This window comes from Acinetobacter sp. NyZ410 (genome assembly GCF_022828975.1).
Lineage (GTDB): Bacteria > Pseudomonadota > Gammaproteobacteria > Pseudomonadales > Moraxellaceae > Acinetobacter > Acinetobacter guillouiae.
The window spans coordinates 258161-282647 of sequence record NZ_CP094620.1; the positions used below are offsets into that span (position 1 = coordinate 258161).

Sequence of the window (24487 nt, forward strand, 5' to 3'; positions counted from 1 at the left end):
GTTCCGATACGAAACGTACGAAACACTAAGAAACGCCGGCATAGCTCAGTTGGTAGAGCAACTGACTTGTAATCAGTAGGTCCACAGTTCGAATCCGTGTGCCGGCACCATCTTAAGGTTTTGTGTTATAATGTTGAAGAACGACACTGAAAGTAAGTGTAAAGGTGAGATTCCCGAGCGGTCAAAGGGAGCAGACTGTAACTCTGCCACGAAAGTTTCGAAGGTTCGAATCCTTCTCTCACCACCATTACTTCGATAAGTGGTAATTACCAACATTAAGCGGGAGTAGCTCAGTTGGTAGAGCGGTAGCCTTCCAAGCTACATGTCGCGAGTTCGACCCTCGTCTCCCGCTCCATCGAAGATGATGCTCTTATAGCTCAGTGGTAGAGCACTCCCTTGGTAAGGGAGAGGTCTCGAGTTCAAATCTCGATAAGAGCTCCAGATACAATTTGGTAGATTATTCTACACCAGTTTCTCAAAAGCAGGCTTATTAGTCTGCTTTTCAAGTATTAGGTGTCTAGTTTTTTAGACGATTGTCGATGCTGAGTTGTTTAACTCGTGTTCGACATAAACGAGGAAGAGCAAATGGCTAAGGCTAAGTTTGAACGTAATAAGCCACACGTAAACGTGGGTACAATTGGTCACGTCGACCATGGTAAAACAACTTTAACTGCTGCAATTGCAACAATTTGTGCAAAAACTTACGGCGGTGAAGCTAAAGACTACGCAGCAATCGATTCTGCACCAGAAGAAAAAGCACGTGGTATTACAATTAATACTTCACACGTAGAATACGATTCTCCAATTCGTCACTACGCTCACGTAGACTGCCCAGGTCACGCCGATTATGTTAAAAACATGATCACTGGTGCTGCTCAGATGGACGGTGCGATCCTTGTATGTGCTGCGACTGATGGTCCAATGCCACAAACTCGTGAACACATCCTTCTTTCTCGCCAAGTAGGTGTACCTTATATTCTTGTATTCCTTAACAAGTGTGACCTTGTTGATGATGAAGAATTACTTGAATTGGTAGAAATGGAAGTTCGTGAACTTCTTTCTACTTATGACTTCCCTGGTGATGATACACCTATCATCCGTGGTTCAGCACTTGCTGCACTGAATGGTGATGCTGGTCAATATGGCGAATCAGCTGTACTTTCACTTGTTGAAGCGCTTGATTCTTATATTCCAGAACCAGAACGTGCTATCGATAAAGCATTCTTGATGCCAATCGAAGATGTATTCTCTATTTCTGGTCGTGGTACAGTGGTAACAGGTCGTGTAGAATCTGGTATCGTTAAAGTCGGCGAAGAAGTTGAAATCGTTGGTATCAAAGATACAGTTAAAACAACTGTAACTGGCGTAGAAATGTTCCGTAAACTTCTTGACGAAGGTCGTGCGGGCGAGAACTGTGGTGTTCTTTTACGTGGTACTAAGCGTGAAGACGTACAACGTGGTCAAGTACTTGCTAAACCAGGTACAATCAAGCCGCACACTAAATTCGACGCAGAAGTATATGTACTTTCTAAAGAAGAAGGTGGTCGTCATACTCCGTTCCTTAACGGTTACCGTCCACAGTTCTACTTCCGTACAACTGACGTAACTGGCGCAATCCAATTACAAGACGGCGTTGAAATGGTTATGCCAGGTGACAACGTTGAAATGTCAGTAGAACTAATCCACCCAATCGCAATGGACCCAGGTCTACGTTTTGCGATCCGTGAAGGTGGTCGTACAGTTGGTGCTGGTGTAGTTGCTAAAGTAACTGCATAACCGCTAATATGTTTGTTCTAACCGAGAGTTTAGGCTCTCGGTTTGTTTATAGGTCAGTAGTTCAATTGGTAGAGCGTCGGTCTCCAAAACCGAATGTTGGGGGTTCGAGTCCCTCCTGACCTGCCATTTTTTAAATAAAAAACTTGATGTCGGCTAAACTGGTCATATAATAAGTCGCGAAACCTACGACGAGTACAAAAATGTCGAATGATAAATCACGTGACGCAATGGGCGGCGCGGCAATTCCTCAAAGCAACAATTCTGCTGAAATGGTGAAGACAAGTTCTCCATTTGATTTTATTTTGTGGATCATAGCATTGGCTTTATTTGGCGGTGCGTTGATGACAAATCAATATCTTCCAGCGTATTGGGCACCTGCAAATAGTGTCTGGGTGCGTATTGGGGTAATTTTAGCTTGTGTCATCGTAGCTTTAGGTTTATTATACGCCACCCATCAAGGCAAAGGCTTTGTTCGTTTGCTTAAAGACTCTCGTATCGAATTGCGTCGAGTTACATGGCCTACGAAACATGAAACAGTAACCACTTCATGGCAAGTTCTCCTCGTTGTTGTAGTTGCCGCAATTATTTTGTGGTGTTTTGACTATATCATCGGTTGGTTTATGAAGTTTATTATCGGGTAAGAGAGCTATGAAACGTTGGTACATTATTCATGCCTATTCAGGTTATGAAAAACAAGTGATGCGTTCACTTAATGATCGAATCCAGCGTAGCGCTGTTGCTGATAGTTTTGGTGAAGTCCTTGTTCCTACCGAAGAAGTGGTAGAGATGAAGGATGGTAAGAAACGTAAATCAGAGCGTAAATTCTTTCCTGGCTATGTGTTAGTCGAAATGGAAATGAATGATGAAACTTGGCACATTGTTAAAGAATGTCCAAAAGTATTAGGTTTCATCGGTGGTACAGCTGAAAAGCCAGCACCAATTACGCAAAAAGAAGCTGATGCGATTCTTGCACGTGTACACAATAAAGGTGAAGCACCTCGTCCTAAGACGATGTTTGAGCCGGGTGAAGAATTACTTGTTACTGACGGTCCATTCACAGACTTTAAAGGTGTGGTGGAAGAAGTTCAGTACGAAAAATCACGTTTAACGTTGACGATTAATGTATTTAATCGACCAACTCAAGTTGAATTGGAATTTCGCCAAGTCGAAAAAACAATTTAATTTGCACTGTTTGAAAGCGCCCGATTTGTTATGGATCGGGCATTGTTGTTGTAACGGTATCGTTACTTGAAATGTTGGGGAGCTCTAAAAGGCGTTTGTACCCAGAGGTAATTTGAAATGGCTAAGAAGATTGACGGCTATATCAAGCTGCAAGTTCCAGCTGGTAAAGCGAATCCATCTCCACCGATTGGTCCTGCACTAGGTCAACGTGGTGTTAACATCATGGCATTCTGTAAAGAATTCAATGCTGCTACACAAAAAGTTGAACAAGGTCTTCCAATTCCTGTAGTGATCACTGTGTACAACGATAAGTCGTTCACATTCATCATGAAAACTCCACCTGCTGCGATTCTTCTTAAGAAAGCTGCTGGTATCCAAAAGGGTTCTGCTGTACCAAACAAAACTAAAGTTGGTAAGTTGACTCGCGCTCAGTTAGAAGAAATTGCGACTACTAAAGAACCAGATTTAACTGGTGCTGATTTAGACGCACGTGTACGTACCATTGCTGGTTCTGCGCGTTCTATGGGCTTGGAAGTGGAGCTATAAGACATGGCAAAGTTAACTAAACGTCAAAAAGCCATTGCTGCAGCTATTGAAGCAAACAAAGTTTACACTTTGGAAGAAGCAGTACAAGTTCTTAGCAGCCTACCTGCTGCAAAATTCAAAGAATCTTTGGATGTTGCGGTAAACCTAGGTGTTGATCCTCGTAAATCTGACCAAGTTGTTCGTGGCGCGACTACACTTCCTGCAGGTACTGGTAAAACTGTACGTGTTGCTGTGTTTGCTCAAGGCGCTGCTGCTGAAGCTGCTAAAGCTGAAGGCGCGGACATCGTTGGTTTTGATGATCTTGCTGAAAGCATTCAAGCGGGTAACTTAGACTTCGACGTTGTGATTGCTGCTCCAGATGCAATGCGTGTTGTTGGTAAGTTAGGTACGATCCTTGGTCCACGTGGCTTAATGCCAAACCCTAAAGTGGGTACTGTAACTCCTGACGTAGCAACTGCAGTTAAAAATGCAAAAGCTGGTCAAGCACGTTACCGTGTAGACAAAGCGGGTATCATCCACGCTGCGATCGGTCAAGTAGGTTTCACTGCTGAAGCTGTTCGTTCAAACGTTGAAGCGCTTATCGCTGACCTTAAGAAAGCAAAACCTGCGACTTCTAAAGGTATCTACATCCAAAAGATCACTTTGAGCTCAACTATGGGTCCTGGTCTTGTTGTTGATGTACAAAACGTTTCTAAATAATTATTTTTCAATAATTATATTGCGATAAAAGAATTTTAAAGTCCTGAGTAAAATTTGAAGTGTTACTTCAAATTTTACGCAAGAAAGAGTGATGACTTCTATTGAGGTTGAGCTTTTCTTCTTGTGGATTGATAAAGCATTGCTTTGTTGATCATCAGGCGGACTTTGAATTGATAGATGTAAATTTATCAGCGTCAAAGACCTCAGGCGAGGGGAGTCTTCGGATTCGCTTCTTAAAATACCAGTCTGAGTAGACGCGGTGGTGTGATTGATTCCTCCTCCGCGTGTAAGTCAAGAGATTGATTTACGAATTGGGAGTGCAGTCCGTGGATTGCATAAATCACCGTTAGGAGGTTTTACAATGGCTCTTCTTATCGAAGACAAAAAACAGATCGTTGCGGAAGTAAATGAAGTTGCTTCTACCGCGTTTGCTGCTGTTGTTGCTGACTACCAAGGTTTAACAGTTGAACAATTGACTACACTTCGTGTTGAAGCTCGTAAGTTAGGTGTTAAGACACGTATCGTGCGTAACACTTTGGCTAAACGTGCTTTCGAAGGTACTCAATTTGATATCTTAGACGAAAACCTTGTTGGTCCAACTATTCTAGCTTTTTCAACTTCTGAAGATGACATGGGCGCAGCTGCTCGCTTGTTTGAAGAATTTGCTAAAACTAACAAAGCATTTGAACTTAAAGCTGCTGCATTTGACGGCAAACTTTATCAAGGTGCTGACGTTAGCGTTATCGCGAATCTTCCGAACCAAGAAAAAGCACTTACTATGCTTGCCAATGTTCTTCAAGCTCCTATTTCGAAATTGGGTCGCCTTATTACAGCGCTCAAAGAGAAAAACGAGTCAGAAGCTGCATAAGCTTAATAAATTTCACACACCATTCAATATCCATTTGGAGTTATTCTCATGGCTTTAACTAACGAAGAAATCTTAAACGCAGTTGCTGAAAAAACTGTTCTTGAACTTGTTGAACTTATCTCTGCTTTCGAAGAGAAATTCAACGTATCAGCTGCTGCTGTAGCTGTAGCTGCAGGTCCTGCTGCTGCTGTTGCTGAAGAGCAATCAGAATTCAATGTTGAATTGACTTCTTTCGGTGCTAACAAAGTTGCTGTAATTAAAGCAGTACGTGAAGTTACTGGTCTTGGCTTGAAAGAAGCTAAAGACTTAGTAGAAGGCGCTCCTTCAAATCTTAAAGAAGGCGTTTCTAAAGAAGAAGCTGAAGAACTTAAGAAAAAACTTGAAGAAACTGGTGCTACAGTTACTGTTAAGTAATTTCGCTAGGGGTCGAATTTTAATTTGACCCCAAAAATTGGCTGATGGCTCTTGGGTCATCAGCCTTTTTGCGTTACAATAATCGGCTCGATTTTAGATTGATTGGTAGAAAAACCATCAATTTTAAAAATAAATAAACACAATCAAACGCTTACCAATATTTTTCCATTTTAAAAATATTGCTAAGCGTTTTGTACCACTGAAATTTGCAGCATTTGTATAAAAGTGGTGGTCATATCGACCTGCGTAATTCCTTCTAAGTTCGTTCTGCAGGCGGACTTAGTTTACTTTCCGAGGACTCCAGATGGCATACTCATATACCGAAAAGAAACGGATCCGTAAGAATTTTGGTAAATTGCCCCAAGTCATGCATGCTCCGTACCTGCTCTCGATTCAAGTCGACTCGTACAGAACATTCTTGCAAGACGGCAAAACACCAAAAAATCGCGAAGATATCGGTCTCCAAGCTGCATTTCGTTCAGTTTTTCCTATTGAAAGTTATTCGGGCAATGCTGCTTTAGAATTCGTTGAGTATAGTCTTGGTAAACCAGAGTTTGATGTTCGCGAATGTATTCTTCGTGGCTCAACCTTTGCGGCACCAATGCGCGTTAAAATTCGTTTGATCATCAAAGATCGTGAAACGAAATCTATTAAAGACGTACGTGAACAAGAAGTGTACATGGGTGAAATGCCACTCATGACTGAGAATGGTACCTTTGTCATCAATGGTACTGAGCGTGTAATCGTATCTCAATTACACCGTTCACCAGGCGTATTCTTTGACCATGATAAAGGTAAAACGCATTCAAGCGGTAAAGTGCTTTATTCAGCACGTATTATTCCTTATCGTGGTTCATGGTTAGATTTTGAGTTTGATGCTAAAGATTTAGTCTTTGTACGTATTGACCGTCGTCGTAAATTGCTTGCGACTGTTGTGTTACGTGCATTGAGCTATAGCAATGAACAAATTCTGAATATGTTCTACGAAAAAGTACCTGTATATCTTGATATGGGTAGCTATCAGATTGACCTTGTGCCTGAACGTCTTCGTGGTGAAATGGCTCAATTTGATATCGTGGACAATGATGGTAAAGCCATTGTTGAACAAGGTAAACGTATTAATGCTCGCCATGTACGTCAAATGGAAGCTGCTGGTTTAACTAAACTTCCAGTTCCAGATGAATATTTGTATGAGCGTATTACTGCTGAAGATATCGTACTTAAAGACGGTGAAGTAATTACTGCTAACACTGTATTAAGTCATGAGATTTTGGTCAGAATTGCTGAAGGTGGTATTAAACAATTTAATATCCTGTTCACCAATGACATCGATCGTGGTTCTTTTGTTGCTGACACCTTACGTGCAGATACAACATCTGGTCGTGAAGAAGCACTTGTAGAAATCTACAAAGTGATGCGTCCAGGTGAGCCACCAACGAAAGAAGCGGCTGAAAACTTATTCAATAACTTATTCTTCTCTACAGAGCGTTATGATTTATCGCCTGTGGGTCGTATGAAGTTTAACCGTCGTTTGGGTCGTCCTTACGAAGTAGGTACAGATCAGAAGTCTCGTGAAGTAGAAGGTATTCTTTCTAACGATGACATCATTGATGTACTGAAAACACTGGTAGAAATTCGTAACGGTAAAGGTGAAGTCGACGATATCGATCACTTGGGTAACCGTCGCGTACGTTCTGTTGGTGAAATGACAGAAAACCAATTCCGTGTTGGTTTAGTTCGTGTTGAACGTGCTGTTAAAGAGCGTTTAAACCAAGCTGAAACAGATAACTTGTCTCCACAAGATTTGATCAATGCGAAACCAGTTGCTGCTGCAATCAAAGAATTCTTTGGTTCAAGCCAATTGTCACAGTTTATGGATCAAAACAACCCGTTGTCAGAAATTACACACAAACGTCGTGTATCTGCGCTTGGGCCTGGTGGTTTGACACGTGAACGTGCGGGCTTTGAAGTACGTGACGTACATCAAACTCACTATGGCCGTGTATGTCCAATTGAAACTCCTGAAGGACCAAACATTGGTTTGATCAACTCGCTTTCTGTTTATGCAAAAGCGAACAACTTCGGTTTCTTGGAAACACCATACCGTCGCGTTGTTGATGGTCGTGTAACAGATGATGTTGAATATTTATCTGCAATTGAAGAAGTAGGTACTGTTATTGCACAGGCCGATTCTGCATTGGATAAAGATGGACATTTAACAGAAGACTTCGTTTCAGTACGTCACCAAGGTGACTTCGTTCGTATGCCACCTGAAAAAGTGACGCATATGGATGTATCTGCTCAACAGGTTGTATCTGTCGCAGCATCACTTATTCCATTCCTTGAACACGATGATGCCAACCGTGCATTGATGGGTTCAAACATGCAACGTCAGGCTGTTCCTACTTTGCTTGCTGATAAACCACTTGTGGGTACCGGCATGGAAGCAAATGTAGCGCACGACTCTGGTGTATGTGTGATCGCGAAACGTGGCGGACGCATTGAGTTTGTAGATGCATCACGTGTGGTTATTCGTGTCAACGAAGATGAAATGATCGCGGGTGAAGCAGGTGTAGATATCTACAACTTGATCAAATACACGCGTTCAAACCAAAACACATGTATTAACCAAAAAGTGCTTGTGAGCATGGGCGATAAAGTCGGCCGTGGTGACGTTCTTGCTGATGGTCCATCAACTGATGGTGGTGAATTAGCATTGGGTCAGAACATGCGTGTCGCGTTCATGACTTGGAACGGTTATAACTACGAAGACTCGATTTTATTATCTGAACGCGTGCTTCAAGAAGATCGTTTAACGTCAATTCATATTCAAGAATTATCATGTGTTGCGCGTGATACGAAGTTAGGTGCGGAAGAAATCACTGCCGATATTCCTAACGTAGGTGAAGCAGCGTTATCTAAACTTGATGAATCAGGTATTGTTTATATCGGTGCTGAAGTTGCAGCGGGTGATATTCTTGTTGGTAAAGTGACACCTAAAGGTGAAACACAATTAACCCCTGAAGAAAAATTACTTCGTGCAATCTTTGGTGAGAAAGCGGCAGACGTTAAAGATTCATCTTTACGTGTTTCTTCAAGCGTTAAAGGTACAGTCATCGACGTTCAAGTGTTTACACGTGACGGTATCGAGAAAGATGAACGTGCTCAAGCGATTGAGAAAGCGCAACTTGATGCTTACCGTAAAGACTTGAAAGAAGAATTCAAAATCTTCGAAGAAGCTGCTCGTGAACGTATTATCCGTTTGTTAAAAGGCCAAGAGTCGAATGGCGGCGGTACGACCAAGCGCGGCGATAAGCTATCTGAAGATGTATTGTCTGGTTTAGAGCTTGTTGATCTTTTAGAAGTTCAACCAACAGACGAAGGCATCGCTGAACGCTTAACTCAAATTCAAGTGTTCTTGAAAGAGAAGAGCTACGAGATTGATGAGAAATTTGCTGAGAAAAAACGCAAACTTTCTACAGGTGATGAGCTTACAACAGGTGTCTTGAAAGTTGTTAAAGTTTACTTAGCTGTAAAACGTCGTATCCAGCCTGGTGATAAAATGGCGGGTCGTCACGGTAACAAAGGTGTTGTATCAAACATCTTGCCTGTTGAAGACATGCCGCATGACATCCATGGTGTTCCAGTTGATGTCGTACTTAACCCATTGGGTGTACCATCACGTATGAACGTGGGTCAGATTCTTGAAACTCACTTAGGTATGGCTGCAAAAGGTCTTGGCGATAAGATCGACAAGATGATGAAAGAGCAACGTACCGTTCTTGAGCTTCGTGATTTCTTAGACAAGATTTATAACAAAGTTGGTGGCGAGCAAGAAGATCTTGATAGCTTAACTGATGAAGAAATCTTGGTGTTATCAGGTAACTTGCGTAAAGGTGTTCCTTTAGCTACGCCAGTATTTGATGGTGCAGAAGAAAGTCAGATCAAAGAGTTACTTGAGCTTGGTGGTATCTCACGTACAGGTCAAACAGTATTGTATGACGGACGTACAGGTGAGCGTTTTGACCGCCCAGTAACTGTTGGTTATATGTACATGCTCAAGTTGAACCATTTGGTTGATGACAAGATGCATGCACGTTCTACTGGTTCTTATTCACTTGTAACTCAACAACCGCTTGGTGGTAAAGCACAATTCGGTGGTCAGCGTTTCGGTGAGATGGAAGTCTGGGCACTAGAAGCTTATGGTGCTGCTTATACACTTCAAGAAATGCTTACTGTGAAGTCGGATGACGTTGAAGGTCGTACTCGCATCTATAAGAACATCGTAGATGGTAACCATTATATGGATCCGGGTATGCCTGAATCGTTTAACGTATTGACCAAAGAGATCCGTTCTTTAGGTATCAACATTGAACTGAAAAATGGTGACTAAACTTCACCATTGAATCTCCCTAAATCCCTCTTTATGAAAGAGGGACTTTCCCCCTTAGAAAAAGGGGGATCAAGGGGGATTAAAATTCAGTGAAAAAACAATATTTGTGACCCAGTCTTAGCCTGAAAAGCGCTTCGACACACGGAGAAAAAAATTGAAAGACTTGCTCGATATCATGCGCAAAAAGACGGATTCAGATGGTCACGCTCCAGTAGAGTTTGACCGTATCCGTATTGGTCTTGCGTCACCAGAAATGATTAAGTCATGGTCTCACGGTGAAGTTAAAAAGCCAGAAACCATTAACTATCGTACGTTTAAACCAGAACGTGATGGTTTATTCTGTGCCAAAATCTTTGGTCCAGTAAAAGATTACGAATGCTTGTGTGGTAAATACAAGCGTATGAAATATAAAGGCGTCATTTGTGAAAAATGTGGCGTTGAAGTAACAACTGCAAAAGTTCGTCGTGAGCGTATGGGTCACATCGAGCTTGCTTCTCCAGTTGCGCATATTTGGTTCTTGAAATCATTACCAAGCCGTATCGGTTTATTACTTGATATGACTTTACGTGATATCGAACGTGTATTGTACTTCGAATCTTATGTGGTTACTGATCCTGGCATGACGCCAATGGAAAAGTACCAACTTCTTAACGATGAAGAATACTTCACTGCGTTAGAAGAACATGGTGACGAATTCAGCGCGAAAATGGGTGCAGAAGCAGTTCAAGATTTATTGAAAGACATCGATCTTGAAGCTGAAATTTCTCGTTTACGTGAAGAAATTCCGAACACAACTTCAGAAACGAAGCTTAAAAAAGCCTCTAAACGTTTGAAGTTGATGGAAGCGTTCAAAGAGTCGAACAACAAGCCTGAATGGATGGTGATGAATGTACTTCCAGTACTTCCACCTGATCTTCGCCCGTTGGTACCGCTTGAAGGTGGTCGTTTCGCGACTTCTGACTTGAACGATCTTTATCGTCGTGTGATCAACCGTAACAACCGTTTAAAACGTCTTCTTGACCTTGCTGCACCAGACATTATCGTACGTAACGAAAAACGTATGTTACAAGAGTCTGTAGATGCGTTATTGGACAATGGTCGTCGTGGTCGTGCAATTACCGGTTCGAACAAACGTCCGCTTAAATCTTTGGCAGATATGATCAAAGGTAAGCAAGGTCGTTTCCGTCAAAACTTACTTGGTAAGCGTGTTGACTACTCTGGTCGTTCGGTAATTACTGTAGGTCCAACTTTACGTTTGCACCAATGTGGTCTTCCGAAGAAAATGGCACTTGAATTATTCAAGCCGTTTATCTTTGCTAAGCTACAAGCTTCTGGCCAAGCAACAACCATTAAAGCTGCGAAGAAAATGGTTGAGCGTGAAACTCCTGAAGTTTGGGACGTTCTTGCATCTGTAATTCGTCAACATCCAGTGATGTTGAACCGTGCGCCAACACTTCACCGTTTAGGTCTTCAAGCATTTGAACCTATTCTAATTGAAGGTAAAGCGATCCGTTTACACCCACTCGTTTGTGCTGCGTTTAACGCCGACTTCGATGGTGACCAAATGGCGGTTCACGTTCCATTAACACTTGAAGCTCAATTAGAAGCTCGTGCGTTAATGATGTCGACCAACAACATCTTGTCACCTGCCAACGGTGAGCCGATCATCGTACCTTCTCAGGACGTTGTCTTGGGCTTGTATTACATCACACGTGATGCAATCAATGCCAAAGGTGAAGGCATGGTGTTTGCGGATACTCACGAAGTAAACCGTGCACTTGCAACAGGTCAAGTTGACTTACATGCGCGTGTAAAAGCACGTGTACACCAAACAGTGATTGATGAAAACGGTAACCGTGAGCATCAAACTATTGTTGTAGATACGACACCTGGTCGTTGCTTACTTTGGGAAGTTGTTCCTGAAGGTATGGATTTCCAACAAATCAACGTTGAGATGACTAAAAAGAATATCTCTAAGTTGATTAACTCTTGCTACCGTAAATTAGGTTTGAAAGATACAGTTATCTTTGCTGACCAATTGATGTACTTGGGCTTCCGTCAAGCAACACGTTCTGGTGTTTCTGTGGGTATGGAAGACATGTTGATTCCGCCACAAAAACAAGCAATTATCGAAAAAGCAGAAGTTGAAGTTCGTGAAATTGAACAACAATTCGAGCAAGGCTTCGTAACTGCGGGTGAGCGTTACAACAAAGTTGTCGATATTTGGGCGCGTACTAACGACCAAGTTGCCAAAGCGATGATGGACAACTTGTCATTCACGACTGTTAAAAACAAACAGGGTGAAGACGAGAAGCAAAAATCATTCAACAGTATCTACATGATGTCTGACTCTGGTGCCCGTGGTTCGGCAGCTCAGATTCGTCAGCTTGCAGGTATGCGTGGTTTGATGGCGAAACCAGATGGTTCGATCATTGAAACACCGATTAAAGCAAATTTCCGTGAAGGTTTGACAGTACTTCAGTACTTCATTTCAACACATGGTGCGCGTAAAGGTTTGGCCGATACAGCACTTAAAACAGCAAACTCTGGTTATTTGACACGTCGTCTAGTCGACGTTGCGCAAGACTTGGTTATTACTGAGCCAGATTGTGGTACGCTTGAAGGTCTTGTAATGACTCCGTTCATTCAAGGTGGCGATGTCATTGAGCCATTAAGTGTACGTGTATTAGGACGTGTAACTGCTGAAGACGTGAAAAAAGCGGGTTCAGATGAAGTTGTGCTTCCACGTAACACATTGATTGACGAGAAAATCGCGGCGTATCTTGAAGATGCGGGTGTCGATGAAGTTAAAGTACGTTCAGTTGTAAACTGTGCTTCGACTTTCGGTGTATGTGCTAAATGTTATGGTCGTGACTTGGCGCGTGGTCACTTGGTGAATCCAGGTGAATCTGTCGGTGTTATGGCTGCGCAATCAATTGGTGAACCTGGTACACAGTTAACCATGCGTACATTCCACGTAGGTGGTGCTGCAAGCCGAACGTCTGCTGCAAATAGCGTACAAGTACGTAACAAAGGTACAGTTCGTTTCCATAACGTTAAAACTGTTCAACATGCCAAAGGTCACTTGGTGTCTGTTTCACGTTCAGGTGAAATCGGTATCGCTGATGATTTAGGTCGCGAACGTGAGCGTTATAAACTTCCATACGGTGCGTCTATCTTGATTAAAGATGGTCAACCTGTAGTAGGCGGCGGTATTGTTGCAACTTGGGATCCACATACACATCCATTGGTTACAGAAGTTGCTGGTAAAGCACGCTTCAGCCAAATTTCGGATGGCGTAACTGCAACATCGAAAACTGATGATGCAACAGGTATGACCACTGTTGAAATTTTACCTGTAACAGCACGTCCTGCTTCTGGTAAAGATTTGCGTCCTGCAATCGTGTTGGATACAACCGATGGCGGCGAACAGTTCTACTTCTTGCCACAAAACACGATCGTGACTGTTCGTGATGGCGAGACGATCGGTGTTGGTGACGTTATTGGTCGTGTACCACAAGAAACTTCACGTACTCGTGATATTACCGGTGGTCTACCGCGTGTAGCTGACTTGTTCGAAGCACGTAAGCCGAAAGAACATGCAATTCTTGCTGAAATCTCAGGTGTTGTAAGCTTTGGTAAAGAAACCAAAGGTAAGAACCGTTTAGTGATTACACCAGATGATGGCTCTGAAATTTATGAAGAGTTGATTCCAAAATGGCGTACCATTAACGTGTTTGAGGGTGAGCATGTGAACCGTGGTGAAACCATTTCTGATGGTCCACAAAACCCACATGACATCTTGCGTTTGAAAGGTGAAGTTGCATTAACCAACTACATCGTGAACGAAGTTCAAGACGTTTACCGCTTACAAGGTGTAAAAATCAACGATAAGCATATCGAAGTAATCGTTCGTCAAATGTTGCGTAAAGTTGACATTACCGACGGTGGCGATACAAGCTTTATCAAAGGCGAACAAGTGGATTACATCCGCGTTGTGGGCGAAAACCAAGCGGTATTGGCTCAGAACAAGTTCCCTGCGAAGTATGAACGTCAATTGATGGGTATTACCAAAGCATCGCTTTCTACTGACTCGTTCATCTCTGCTGCATCGTTCCAGGAAACAACTCGTGTGTTAACTGAAGCGGCTGTAACAGGTAAAGAAGATGATTTACGTGGCTTGAAAGAAAACGTTGTTGTAGGTCGCTTGATTCCAGCAGGTACTGGTCTTGCATACCACTTAGAGCGTCGTCGTCAAGAAGCAGAAGCTGCAGAGCATGAGCTTGTAAATGACTTCTCTGAAGTTGATCAAGCATTCTCTCAAGCTTTAAACGAAGATTCTTTCTAAGTTAAACAGCTTTTGAAATGAAGAAGACGCCTTAGGGCGTCTTTTTTTATATACTGAGTAGACCTCAGTTACAAACATTAAAAATGGCAATTAAAATTAGAAATATATGGATAGTTTTACTGGCAGTCATGTTCGTTCCCGTCTGTTTGTTGATGTTTTTACCAGCTCAGCCAGAAATGAATTGGCAGCACGATGTATTTCAATTCATCACAGAAAAATTAAAGATTCAAACGGGAAGGTTTGGTCCCTTGGCTTTTTATACGGTATCGGTGACTGCATATTTTTCGCTATTGAGCAGCATTTGGGCCGTTTTTTTATTTTGCATGATTTGGCAAGAAGGGCGTCAAACTACACTTCAAACAACACTCCAGACAGCGCAGTTTAAGTTGTGGGATGCGGTGCTTGTAGTTGTATGTATTCTTGGGTTTATCTGGTTTAGTTTTTCGATGATGCAATGGCATTTCGCGAAACAAGATATGACCATAGGTTTAAGTCGAAATGGCTATTTATTCCAATCCTTGTATCACTATCAACTTGGCGTTGTCTTTGCTGAACTCTTTTTTATGCTTTTCTTGGTGTTCAGTCAGCTGGCAATCTTAATGCTTGTTTATGCAAGTTATCGTTTTCTCAAAGAAAAATTTAAATAAGCAAAATTAAGATTCAATATGAGTTATTTGATGATTAACCCGTTGTTTTTAAGTATTTAACTAGAAAGTGATTGCTCAAAGATAGGCTTTTTTCATAACGCTTTTTTAAAACGATAAATCAACATGAAATTTCCCTCATCCTAGCCTTCTCCCAAAGCGAGAAGGGACTTTCAATACCAATATAATTCACTCAATATGATCATCTTTTGCTTTATGAAAGCGATCTAATAATTTCTTATTAACATGAATGTTATTTAAATTGGATTGTGCATCTTTGATAATCAAAGACTACAAATGGCAACATGAAAATTTAATTTAATCCATAAATTAGTGTTTTCATAAAATCAGTCTTAATCAATTGCATTTGTAAGTTCAGATAGAAAGGATGAATAACATGAAAAAAATAGTAATGACTATGATGTGTGTGAGTTTACCTATTGTGATGCTTACAGGTTGTGAAAACATGTCAGCAAACGATAAGCGTATTGCTTCAGCGGCCCTTGGTGGGGCTGTTGGTGGCGGTGTAGGTAATCATGCAGGTAATGGCGTTGGTGCTGCTGTTGGTGCAGGCGGTGGTGCAGCTGTAGGAAGCAAAGCCAACAATGGTTCAAATCGCAATGCAACCTATAGTGGTATCGGTGCGGGTATTGGCTCAGTCCTTGGTAAGGGTGTTCTTGGCGGTGATGCTGGTGCTGCAATTGGTGGCGCGATCGGTGGTGGTGCTGGTGCTGCTATTGAGCAAAATAAGTAAGCGCCTAAACCCAAGACTCAATAAAAATAAGCGCAACGTATTAGCATTGCTGATTACGTGATGCGCTTATTTTTTATTCCTATTTTCAAATCTAATGTAAAAGATCAGACCACTTCAGCACTCTTGTTGCATCCTATTGATGTTTCGCTTTAGCAAGACTGATTTTAATCTTGTTTAGCGTTTTAAAGGGTGGGGGTTTTTACGACGGATATATACGGTTTTTTGTACCTCAGCAATTCTTAGACCAGAGTCATCAAAAATATTCACGGTATAGTTACGATAGACTGGACTATAGTTTTCAGCTAAATCTTTAACATGTTCGATTTCAATCGCATCTAAACGAATATCTGCATAAACCGTACTACGTCCAGGGGAAAGGAAATTGATGCTTGCGGTTTTATCCCAAACCATATATTTCGGACCCAGATGATGCATTAAAAGAAGCATATAAAATGGATCAACCATTGAATACAAACTACCGCCAAAGTGCACACCAACAATGTTTTGATTGCTATGTGTCAGTGGCATTTTGACCCGAACATGATAGTTTTTTAGATCAATTTTTTCGATTTCAATCCCTGCACCTTTATATGGAGAAAAATGATTCAACATAAATTTGGAAACAAATGGGATTGTCTGTAGTTTTTTGATTAGCGCATTCATGGTCAATTCTAGTTATCGATTTTTAAACCATAATAAAGAACTGAATGGAATGTGGCATTGATCCAAATGCCCTCTACTACGAAATCACAGCCAATGGTAAAACAATAAAAGGTGACTCAATGCAAGTGCAAACTTATTGGATATCCACACAAGATAAGCAAAAACTTTATGCAAAAACATGGGGTAATGCTGAAAACCCTGCATTGGTTTTGGTACATGGCTATCCTGATAATCAGGAAGTTTGGGAACCGATTATTGAACAATTGATCTCAAAATTTTACATCATTACTTATGATGTACGTGGGGCAGGACAGTCTTCTGTGCCGAAACGAATTCGTGATTATGCTTTAGCACGCTTATCTCTGGATTTAGAGTGTGTGGTAAATGAGCTACTGCCCAATCGTAATTTTCATCTTGCAGCGCATGATTGGGGCTCGATTCAGTCGTGGGAATCGGTGACTGAACCCAAATTTAAAAATCGTATTTTGTCTTATACCACCATGTCTGGACCTTGCTTAGATCATGCTGCTTTTTGGATGCGTGAACAGTTCTTGCATGAAAAGCCTAAATTTTTTAAGCAGTTATTTAAATCTTGGTATATCGTTGCATTCCAGTTACCATTTCTTGCACCGACCGTTTGGCATTTCTTTAGTCCACAACGCTGGGGCGCAATTTTAACGCAACTTGAGAAAAAGAAAGGCTTACCGTTAAACCAAAATATTGCAAAAGATGGTGAACATGGTATTGGGCTATACCGTGCTAACTTTCTTCCACGTTTAACTCGACCGCGTCAGCGTTATGCAGTATGTCCTGTACAGGCGGTTGTACTGTTAAGAGATAAATTTGTAAGCCCAGAATTGATTGATGAAGTGCCTAAATGGGCAACAGATTTTGAACGTGTAGAAGTTGATGCAAACCATTGGGTAGTACTTAGCCAACCACAAGAGATTGCACAATATATTGAAACATTTGCACTCAAAAATAGTGAGAGTTGATTCGCTTAAAGTAATGTGAGCTCTTATAAAAATAGGCCATGTTTTCACATGGCCTATTCATTTTATGACCAGTTCGACTAAATTACAGCTTCATTGTAGTGAATCTGATAAAATATCGGCTTTCAAATTTTCGTAAATTTCTCCATGAATGCTGTCGTTATTGCGATTGCCGTGATGTTTATCTTGTCACTGGCACGAGTTTCTGTTGTTTTAACATTGGTTATTTCAGCAATTATAGGTGGGTTGGTTGCAGGTTTAAGCTTGTCAGATACTGTTACAGCATTTAATGCGGGCTTGGGTGATGGTGCAGAAGTTGCCTTGGCATATGCGGTATTAGGCGCTTTCGCTTTGGCACTTTCAAAGTCAGGCTTGCCTGATTTATTGGCCTATAAACTGATCGGCTTACTCGGTATGGAAGCCACGCAGAAACAAGCAACCAAAGTAAAATTCTTATTATTGGGTATTTTACTGATTGCCGCGATTTGTTCACAAAACTTAATCCCTGTGCATATTGCGTTTATTCCTGTCCTTGTTCCACCGTTATTAAAAGTGATGAATCACTTGAAACTCGACCGTCGTGCCGCAGCATGTGTACTGACCTTAGGTTTAGTCGGCACATATATCTTCTTGCCTGTAGGCTTTGGTGCAATTTTTCTTGAACAAATTCTGATGGGAAATATCAACAAAATTGGCGCTGCTTATCATCTGCATGTTGAAAGAAGCATGATGCCTATGGGGATGGCTATTCCTGTATTGGGTATGGTGATTGGTACTTTGTTTGCCGTTTTTGTCAGTTATCGTAAACCGCGTATTTATGTTGATCGTAATGTTGCACCAATTACCACGATTGATTTAGATAAACCACTTCGTGCGGTAAATGTTGAGGTATTAAAAGCTGATGGTATTGCCTTAGAGCAAGAAGCCAAGCAAGAAGCTCCTGTGATTGCCAAGAAAACTATTCTTATGGCATTGCTGGCAATCATTTTAACCCTCATCTCTCAATTGTATTCAGGCTCAATGATTCTTGGTGGATTGGTCGGGTTCTCTGTTCTCTCTGCCGCAGGGATTTTTAAATGGCAAGAAGCAGATGATGTTTTTGTACAAGGGATGCGTATGATGGCATTGGTCGGTTTTATCATGATCTCTGCCGCGGGTTTTGCATCCGTGATGACCCATACTGGGGATATTAATCAGTTGGTCAACGGTGTTGTACATTTGATTGGTGATAATAAAGCGTTGGCTGCTTTCTTGATGTTATTTATTGGTTTATTTGTAACGATCGGAATTGGTTCATCATTTTCAAGTGTGCCTGTACTTGCAGTCATTTATGTTCCTTTATGTGTACAATTCGGCTTCTCTCCACTTGCAACTGTTGCCTTAATTGGTACTGCGGCAGCACTAGGAGATGCGGGGTCGCCAGCTTCAGATTCGACCTTGGGACCTACGGCTGGTTTGGGCGTAGATGGGCAACATGATCATATTTGGGATACGGTTGTTCCAACATTTATCCATTTTAATATTCCATTATTGGTGTTTGGTTGGATTGCTGCGATGGTTTTATAAGTCGGTACTGATCAGACATAAGGAGATTCATTAAATGATTGATGAATCTCCTTTTTTTATGGTTATTTGGTCTAAAATAACTTGTATTTGCAGGAAATTTACTATAAATATTGAAAAAATAAAATAATAGCTGTGATTTGATTTATTTAAAATAACTAACCAATAGATAATATTAACTTGATTAAAATACTTGGTTTTAATTAAATAATCTTGATTAATTAAGTTGGATTTAAAAACCAACTATATTGATATGATTAAAATAAATTTACTTATATAACAATTATTTGAAAATATATAATAATTTTTGATTTAAATAAATGTTGCAATATTATTAATACCTATGTTTAATGTTTATTAATAACAACGCTGGGGTATTTATAATGTTAAAGCAAACTGCTCTTATTGCATTAATGGCAATTTCTTCTGCTTCATTTGCAGATTGGCAAGTCAAAGTTGGTGGTTCGGTGATTGCACCAACACAAGACACTAAAGTTGCTGGTGTTGGTACTGTGAAAGCAGACCATGAATATGCTTTTACGCCTTCTGTAGAATATATCTTTGGTGAAACACCTTTCTCTGCGGAAGTTTTATTAGCGACACCAATTAGCCACGATGTGAAATTAGATGGTGAAAAAGCAGTTAACCTTAAACACTTACCACCAACTGTAACGTTTAAATATAACTTTAAAAACTCTACACGTTTTACACCGTATATTGGTGTGGGTGGTACAGCATTCCTTGCATGGGATGAGGAATCATCTGGGGCATTGGCGGGCACAAAGGTTAAAGTTAAAGATGATTTTGGTTTTGCTGGCCAAATCGGTTTTAACTTCCAACCTGCTGATGCAAAAAACTGGGGTGTTTTCTTTGATGCCCGTTATGCTCAATTAAGCCCAGAAGTGACTGTTAAAGCGGGTAATACTACTGCTGCAAAATTTGATTTAGATATTGATCCAGTTATCTATACTTTGGGTTATAGCTATAGATTCTAAGTTCGCTTTAGAATCATAAAAAACTCGGTAAATTTACCGAGTTTTTTTATTTTTACAGAGCCTTATATATTGAAACAAGAAGCAATAAAAAATAGTTATTTTTAGCTATATAAGCGCTGATTAAATCCATTTAATCTATCAGAACATCAATAAGACTTTGACATGATATGAAAAATTTAATTTTTATAATATTTGTAGGGTTAAGTAGCAGCACTATAGCCAATGCTGCAAGTTTTAATTGTGAGCATGCTCAGACCAAAAGCGAACATGCCATTTGTGAGCATCGCAGTTTAAACGATGCAGATGTCAAAATGGCAACCACCTATACCATTATCCGTAAACTCGTTCCGATGGGAACACGGGGTGTGATACAGGATCAGCAAGTGAAATGGTTACAACTGCGCAATCAATGTCAGGACAATCTACGTTGTTTAACCGATGCGTATCAGATGCGTCAGCAAAAACTAGAGATTTATATGAATCGAGTTTATCAACAAGGCCCATTTTAAAAAAAATTAAATTTGCCTATTGAAATATGCTTAAACCACTCCATTTCTAATGCATTCAATAAAAAAGCGTTATGAATTTACGGAGTGATTTTATGAGTGAACAGAACGTACAACACAGTTCAAAAAAGCATAGCTTTCAAGCAGAAGTGGCTCAGCTTTTACATTTAGTGACGCATTCGCTTTATTCTAACCCTGAAATTTTCCTACGCGAGCTGATTTCAAATGCTTCAGATGCATGTGATAAGTTACGTTTTGAAGGAATTAATCATCCTGAATATTATGAGAATGATCCAGACTTACATGTTCGTGTAAGCTTAGATAAAGATGCCAAAACAATCACCATCTCAGACAATGGTATTGGTTTAAGCCAACAAGAAGCAATTGATAACTTAGGAACGATTGCTAAATCGGGCACTAAAGACTTTATGTCAAAGTTATCTGGTGATCAAAAAGCAGATGCGCAACTGATTGGTCAGTTTGGTGTAGGTTTTTATTCTGGTTTTATCGTTGCTGATAAAATTACCGTTGAATCTCGTCGTGCAGGTTTAGATGCATCAGAAGGTGTACGTTGGATCAGTGGCGGTACGGGTGACTTTGAAGTTGAACAAATTGAGAAGGCTTCACGTGGAACGTCGATTATTTTGCATTTGCGTGATGATGCGCTGGATTATTTAGAATCTTATAAAGTTAAACAAATTATCAATAAATACTCTGACCATATCAGCTTACCTATCGAAATGCAGAAGGAAGTTTGGCAGGAAGAAGAAGCTGCTGAAGGTGAAGAGAAAAAACCAGGTCATTATGTTAAAACAGATGAATGGGAAGCGATTAACTCAGCAAGTGCTTTGTGGACACGTAGCAAAGGCGAAATTGCTGAAGAGCAGTATGTAGAATTCTATAAGAATTTAACGCATGACTTTGATGCACCATTGGCTTGGGCACATAACCGAGTTGAAGGCAGTACTGAATATACCCAATTGCTTTATATTCCAAGTAAAGCACCAAGTAATATTTTCACACGTGAAGCTAAAGCAGGCATTAAACTTTATGTAAAACGTGTATTTATTATGGATGATGCAGACAATCTGATTCCAAATTATCTACGTTTTGTACAAGGTGTGGTGGATAGTGCTGATCTGCCGCTTAACGTAAGCCGTGAGATTTTACAAGAAAGCCGTGATGTGAAAACCATCCGTGAAGGAAATGCACGTCGTGTATTGACAACATTGGATGCTTTAGCAAAATCAGAAGATCAGGCTGACCAAGACAAATTTAAAACCTTCTATGCTGAATTTGGTTCAGTAATCAAGGAAGGTTTAGGTGAAGACTTTGGTAATCGTGAACGTATTCTAAAACTTTTACGCTTCTCTACTTCGAATAATGATGAGGTTTCAACATCATTGGAAGCGTATAAAGCACGCATGAAAGAAGGGCAAAAAGCCATCTATTATGTGACTGCCGATAGCTTAGCGGCTGCGAAAAACTCACCACAACTCGAATTGTTCCGTAAAAAAGACATTGAAGTTTTGCTTATGGCAGACCGTGTTGATGAATGGGCGATGGAGTTTGTGCATGACTTTGATGGCACACCTATGCAAAATGTCGCAAAGGGTGCAGTCGATCTTGGTGATTTACAAGATGCAGAAGAGAAAAAAGCACTTGAAGCTGCCGCAGAACAGTTTAAACCTGTGGTTGAAAAACTCTCTGATTCATTAAAAGCTAAGACCAAAGAAGTACGCGTGACAACGCGTTTGGTGGACTCACCAGCATGTCTAGTGACCAGCGATGGTGAGCTTTCGCCGCAATTGATTCGTATGTTAAAACAAGCGGGTCAGGCTGTACCTGAATCTAAGCCAATTCTGGAAATTAACCCAGAACATCCTTTAGTGAATAAATTGGAAGGTTCAGCCCAGTTTGATGATTTAGCCAATGTAATCTTTGATCAGGCCGTAATTGCTGAGGGTGGTTTACCTGATGATCCTGCGGAATATGTAAAACGTATTAACAATTTATTGCTTAAATAAGTCGTCATTTGTTTTAACAGAGCCTATCTTAAAGATAGGCTTTTTTATCAATAAGATTAAATGAATAAATTTAAAACAATTCAATGTATAGGCTGTTCTGTATTGCTCAGTTTAGCTACAACAGTAGTGATGGCATATGAACTTCCACCTGTTGAAAAGCGCAATGCAAATACCACAGATCTTTCAGTACATAACGCCATGTTCTTACGACAAAACACACAGGCTGCTGTGATTGGTATATTGAAAAAAAATGGTCAGAAGTATGAACTTGCAGCTAGCGATGGGAAAGGGGGAATGGCGTTACCGATAGCAGTACATCCAAGTCTTAAAATAGACGATGCTTTAGTTGATAAAGAAGTTAGGGCGATTGGGCGAATGACTTACGAAACAATGTATATGCCAAATTCTAGCGACTTTGGTCCCGCTTATAGTTTTACGTTTGAATTGTTTTCAATTGCCTCATTGAATTAAAAGGATGTGGCAGGCGTTTTATCAACATCAGTGGATAAGTCGAAACTTATCCACAGTTCAGCTTAAAGATTCATCTGATGTTTAAAATAACGCTTCTAAACGGACCAAAGCACTTGGGAAATGGCTACGATCTTCACGACGATCATTAAAATAATTTAAATCGCCTTGTACGTAAAACCATTCACGCCAAACAGGTTGTCGCCAAGACACGAAAGGCCCCCAACTGTTGAGCTTAAGGTCATTATTATTATAATAACCACCAGTATAGATACCGTAGTTAAAGCGATTGTTTTTAAAGAACTGATGTTGACGATAAGTACGGTTATCCCAAGTTAAATCATCGTCTTGTTCATCTGCATACGTTACATAGAATTGGTTAGAAATAAAGGGCTGATTGGGGCGGGCATGGGTTAGCTCTAAGTTGGTTCTCAAATAGTTTTCACTGTCGATGCCATAGCGATAAATTTGTTCCGCGTGAAAAGTAAAATCATTCCCCAGTTTCCAATCCTTTTGGGCCTTTAAACGTGCATAAATATCATCACCTGAACGTATACCAAGGTCTGCATCTAAGTCAAAAGGTAAGCGTTTAGAAAGCTGTGACCAACGTAAAGCAATCGAGCTGTTATCATCGCGAATTTGTTTACCATCCACGCGTTTATCTGGATCACCATCAGCATGATTGTTGTTGATCGCGATATTATTGGAAATTTCATCATCTAATGAATCATCACCAAACACCACACTTAAACGGTTTTCAAGTGTGGGTAATTTTACTTTTCCTCGGATACGTGGATTGACATCATAACCATCATGTTTGTTCCATTGATTATCAACAATGATCCGCAACGTTGCTGATGCTGGATGTGCTGGATCAGTTTTTCCAAACCAGTTGTCCATTTTATTGGCTGTACGATCTGCCCAATTGCTAATCTTTTTCTGCTTTTTGTCGGCCCAGGTTTGATCTTCTGTCGCATCTGTTGGAGGAACAATAACCTCATCAGATTGCTCTGGGAAAATGGTCGGTGTTGAGTCAACAATTTTTGGAATATAGTTGAGCAAGCCGATCTCATTTTCTTTGGTGGTGGCTAAAGAAGGTTGCTGATCAACTTTCCCCGTTTTAGCATTCGCTTCAAGACTGCTATTTACTTCTGCAAATGCAGCGTTCCCAAAAAAACCGCCTAATATTAAGACATAAGGTAGTTTTGAGAAGATTGATATTTTATTCATATGCCCACTTCTTAAACTTTGAGTCATTCAGTTTTTAATTTTCAGTATAACTATGCCTTAAAAAAACACTGAATTTCAATGAAATCGCTATTTTAAGTACAAAAAACATAAATTTATTTAAAATGAAGTGCATTCTATCAGCGATATCGCGAATCAAAGCGTGACTTAAGCTGTTTTTGAATAGATAAGTGCTTTTATTATACAAAGCCCAATTGTAGTAAAGCTTTTAAGCTAAAAATTCTTTGGAGACAAAATTTACACTTATCCAAGAATAGATCAGCAATTGTGAATAGCTGCCATGCACGTTTGAAAACGAGAATGAAGAAAAATTATACGCCGTTGTGGATAACTTTAATTTTATCCTCAAGGCTGATTTTATTGTGGCATAAACAAAAACACCTCCAAAAAAGGAGGTGTTG

19 protein-coding genes and 5 tRNA genes are annotated in these 24487 nt (G+C 40.5%); 22 read left to right on the forward strand and 2 right to left on the reverse strand.

Annotated elements, in window-relative coordinates; all coding sequences use genetic code 11:
* Positions 1–34 precede the first annotated feature (34 nt).
* The 16 genes from MTO68_RS01190 to MTO68_RS01265 all read left to right on the forward strand — a co-directional run bounded on the left by MTO68_RS01190 (position 35) and on the right by MTO68_RS01265 (position 15624).
* Positions 35–110, forward strand: a tRNA-Thr gene (locus MTO68_RS01190).
* Between the two features lie 53 nt (positions 111–163).
* Positions 164–247 (forward strand) — tRNA-Tyr (locus MTO68_RS01195).
* A gap of 32 nt (positions 248–279) precedes the next feature.
* A tRNA-Gly gene (locus tag MTO68_RS01200) sits at positions 280–355 on the forward strand.
* Positions 356–366: 11 nt separating this feature from the next.
* Positions 367–441 (forward strand) — tRNA-Thr (locus MTO68_RS01205).
* 144 nt (positions 442–585) lie between these two features.
* Entirely contained in the window at positions 586–1776 is a 1191-nt protein-coding gene (gene tuf, locus MTO68_RS01210; protein ID WP_004723653.1) for an elongation factor Tu, read from the forward strand.
* Between the two features lie 50 nt (positions 1777–1826).
* Positions 1827–1902: transfer RNA gene (locus tag MTO68_RS01215), tRNA-Trp, on the forward strand.
* Positions 1903–1976: 74 nt separating this feature from the next.
* The gene (gene secE / locus MTO68_RS01220; protein ID WP_244014691.1) at positions 1977–2417 is read left to right on the forward strand and encodes a preprotein translocase subunit SecE; all 441 of its coding nucleotides are present in this window, start codon (positions 1977–1979) and stop codon (positions 2415–2417) included.
* Between the two features lie 7 nt (positions 2418–2424).
* Positions 2425–2958, forward strand: coding sequence for a transcription termination/antitermination protein NusG (nusG, locus tag MTO68_RS01225; RefSeq protein ID WP_004718486.1), 534 nt, complete (start codon positions 2425–2427; stop codon positions 2956–2958).
* A 117-nt stretch (positions 2959–3075) separates the two neighbouring features.
* On the forward strand, positions 3076–3504 hold the full coding sequence (gene rplK, locus MTO68_RS01230; protein WP_004718484.1) for a 50S ribosomal protein L11: 429 nt from the start codon (positions 3076–3078) through the stop codon (positions 3502–3504).
* 3 nt (positions 3505–3507) lie between these two features.
* Positions 3508–4203 carry a 50S ribosomal protein L1 gene (gene rplA / locus MTO68_RS01235; protein ID WP_004718482.1) on the forward strand — a complete coding sequence of 232 codons (696 nt, stop codon included), beginning with the start codon at positions 3508–3510 and terminating at the stop codon, positions 4201–4203.
* A 361-nt stretch (positions 4204–4564) separates the two neighbouring features.
* A complete protein-coding gene (gene rplJ, locus MTO68_RS01240) occupies positions 4565–5071 on the forward strand; it encodes a 50S ribosomal protein L10 (RefSeq protein ID WP_004718479.1) in 507 nt (168 codons plus the stop codon).
* A 48-nt stretch (positions 5072–5119) separates the two neighbouring features.
* Positions 5120–5485, forward strand: a complete 366-nt coding sequence (rplL, locus tag MTO68_RS01245) for a 50S ribosomal protein L7/L12 (RefSeq protein WP_004718477.1) — start codon at positions 5120–5122, stop codon at positions 5483–5485.
* A gap of 304 nt (positions 5486–5789) precedes the next feature.
* The gene (gene rpoB / locus MTO68_RS01250; protein WP_004718475.1) at positions 5790–9878 is read left to right on the forward strand and encodes a DNA-directed RNA polymerase subunit beta; all 4089 of its coding nucleotides are present in this window, start codon (positions 5790–5792) and stop codon (positions 9876–9878) included.
* Positions 9879–10032: 154 nt separating this feature from the next.
* Positions 10033–14226: a DNA-directed RNA polymerase subunit beta' gene (gene rpoC / locus MTO68_RS01255; protein ID WP_244014693.1), complete on the forward strand. Its 4194-nt coding sequence runs from the start codon at positions 10033–10035 to the stop codon at positions 14224–14226.
* Between the two features lie 83 nt (positions 14227–14309).
* Entirely contained in the window at positions 14310–14873 is a 564-nt protein-coding gene (locus MTO68_RS01260) for a hypothetical protein (RefSeq protein ID WP_244014695.1), read from the forward strand.
* Between the two features lie 394 nt (positions 14874–15267).
* Positions 15268–15624 carry a hypothetical protein gene (locus MTO68_RS01265; protein WP_004718470.1) on the forward strand — a complete coding sequence of 119 codons (357 nt, stop codon included), beginning with the start codon at positions 15268–15270 and terminating at the stop codon, positions 15622–15624.
* A gap of 174 nt (positions 15625–15798) precedes the next feature.
* Here the strand turns inward: MTO68_RS01265 and MTO68_RS01270 are convergent, their stop codons facing one another.
* Positions 15799–16287, reverse strand: coding sequence for a DUF4442 domain-containing protein (locus MTO68_RS01270; protein WP_004818511.1), 489 nt, complete (start codon positions 16285–16287; stop codon positions 15799–15801).
* Between the two features lie 119 nt (positions 16288–16406).
* Here MTO68_RS01270 and MTO68_RS01275 point away from each other — a divergent pair, with 119 nt between their 5' ends.
* The 6 genes from MTO68_RS01275 to MTO68_RS01300 all read left to right on the forward strand — a co-directional run bounded on the left by MTO68_RS01275 (position 16407) and on the right by MTO68_RS01300 (position 22841).
* Positions 16407–17282, forward strand: coding sequence for an alpha/beta fold hydrolase (locus tag MTO68_RS01275; protein ID WP_244015945.1), 876 nt, complete (start codon positions 16407–16409; stop codon positions 17280–17282).
* A gap of 144 nt (positions 17283–17426) precedes the next feature.
* Positions 17427–18845 carry a Na+/H+ antiporter family protein gene (locus MTO68_RS01280; RefSeq protein ID WP_004818515.1) on the forward strand — a complete coding sequence of 473 codons (1419 nt, stop codon included), beginning with the start codon at positions 17427–17429 and terminating at the stop codon, positions 18843–18845.
* Between the two features lie 380 nt (positions 18846–19225).
* Positions 19226–19837, forward strand: coding sequence for an OmpW family outer membrane protein (locus tag MTO68_RS01285; protein ID WP_034617314.1), 612 nt, complete (start codon positions 19226–19228; stop codon positions 19835–19837).
* A 167-nt stretch (positions 19838–20004) separates the two neighbouring features.
* The gene (locus tag MTO68_RS01290; protein ID WP_004818519.1) at positions 20005–20346 is read left to right on the forward strand and encodes a hypothetical protein; all 342 of its coding nucleotides are present in this window, start codon (positions 20005–20007) and stop codon (positions 20344–20346) included.
* 92 nt (positions 20347–20438) lie between these two features.
* The gene (gene htpG, locus MTO68_RS01295) at positions 20439–22370 is read left to right on the forward strand and encodes a molecular chaperone HtpG (RefSeq protein ID WP_244014697.1); all 1932 of its coding nucleotides are present in this window, start codon (positions 20439–20441) and stop codon (positions 22368–22370) included.
* A gap of 129 nt (positions 22371–22499) precedes the next feature.
* Positions 22500–22841: a hypothetical protein gene (locus MTO68_RS01300; RefSeq protein WP_151802247.1), complete on the forward strand. Its 342-nt coding sequence runs from the start codon at positions 22500–22502 to the stop codon at positions 22839–22841.
* A gap of 81 nt (positions 22842–22922) precedes the next feature.
* On the opposite strand, the gene MTO68_RS01305 is transcribed toward MTO68_RS01300, so the two are convergent.
* Positions 22923–24068, reverse strand: a complete 1146-nt coding sequence (locus tag MTO68_RS01305; RefSeq protein WP_244014699.1) for a hypothetical protein — start codon at positions 24066–24068, stop codon at positions 22923–22925.
* Positions 24069–24487 lie beyond the last annotated feature (419 nt).

Excerpts from the sequence above, each read along its gene's own strand:
- tuf (WP_004723653.1), top strand. The coding sequence starts at position 586 with ATGGCTAAGGCTAAGTTTGAACGTAATAAGCCACACGTAAACGTGGGT.
- MTO68_RS01280 (WP_004818515.1), top strand. The coding sequence starts at position 17,427 with ATGAATGCTGTCGTTATTGCGATTGCCGTGATGTTTATCTTGTCACTG.
- rplL (WP_004718477.1), top strand. The coding sequence starts at position 5,120 with ATGGCTTTAACTAACGAAGAAATCTTAAACGCAGTTGCTGAAAAAACT.
- secE (WP_244014691.1), top strand. The coding sequence starts at position 1,977 with ATGTCGAATGATAAATCACGTGACGCAATGGGCGGCGCGGCAATTCCT.
- MTO68_RS01290 (WP_004818519.1), top strand. The coding sequence starts at position 20,005 with ATGAAAAATTTAATTTTTATAATATTTGTAGGGTTAAGTAGCAGCACT.
- rplJ (WP_004718479.1), top strand. The coding sequence starts at position 4,565 with ATGGCTCTTCTTATCGAAGACAAAAAACAGATCGTTGCGGAAGTAAAT.
- htpG (WP_244014697.1), top strand. The coding sequence starts at position 20,439 with ATGAGTGAACAGAACGTACAACACAGTTCAAAAAAGCATAGCTTTCAA.
- MTO68_RS01300 (WP_151802247.1), top strand. The coding sequence starts at position 22,500 with ATGGCATATGAACTTCCACCTGTTGAAAAGCGCAATGCAAATACCACA.
- rpoB (WP_004718475.1), top strand. The coding sequence starts at position 5,790 with ATGGCATACTCATATACCGAAAAGAAACGGATCCGTAAGAATTTTGGT.
- nusG (WP_004718486.1), top strand. The coding sequence starts at position 2,425 with ATGAAACGTTGGTACATTATTCATGCCTATTCAGGTTATGAAAAACAA.
- rplK (WP_004718484.1), top strand. The coding sequence starts at position 3,076 with ATGGCTAAGAAGATTGACGGCTATATCAAGCTGCAAGTTCCAGCTGGT.
- MTO68_RS01260 (WP_244014695.1), top strand. The coding sequence starts at position 14,310 with ATGGCAATTAAAATTAGAAATATATGGATAGTTTTACTGGCAGTCATG.
- MTO68_RS01270 (WP_004818511.1), bottom strand. The coding sequence starts at position 16,287 with ATGAATGCGCTAATCAAAAAACTACAGACAATCCCATTTGTTTCCAAA.
- rplA (WP_004718482.1), top strand. The coding sequence starts at position 3,508 with ATGGCAAAGTTAACTAAACGTCAAAAAGCCATTGCTGCAGCTATTGAA.
- MTO68_RS01265 (WP_004718470.1), top strand. The coding sequence starts at position 15,268 with ATGAAAAAAATAGTAATGACTATGATGTGTGTGAGTTTACCTATTGTG.
- MTO68_RS01285 (WP_034617314.1), top strand. The coding sequence starts at position 19,226 with ATGTTAAAGCAAACTGCTCTTATTGCATTAATGGCAATTTCTTCTGCT.
- MTO68_RS01305 (WP_244014699.1), bottom strand. The coding sequence starts at position 24,068 with ATGAATAAAATATCAATCTTCTCAAAACTACCTTATGTCTTAATATTA.
- MTO68_RS01275 (WP_244015945.1), top strand. The coding sequence starts at position 16,407 with ATGCAAGTGCAAACTTATTGGATATCCACACAAGATAAGCAAAAACTT.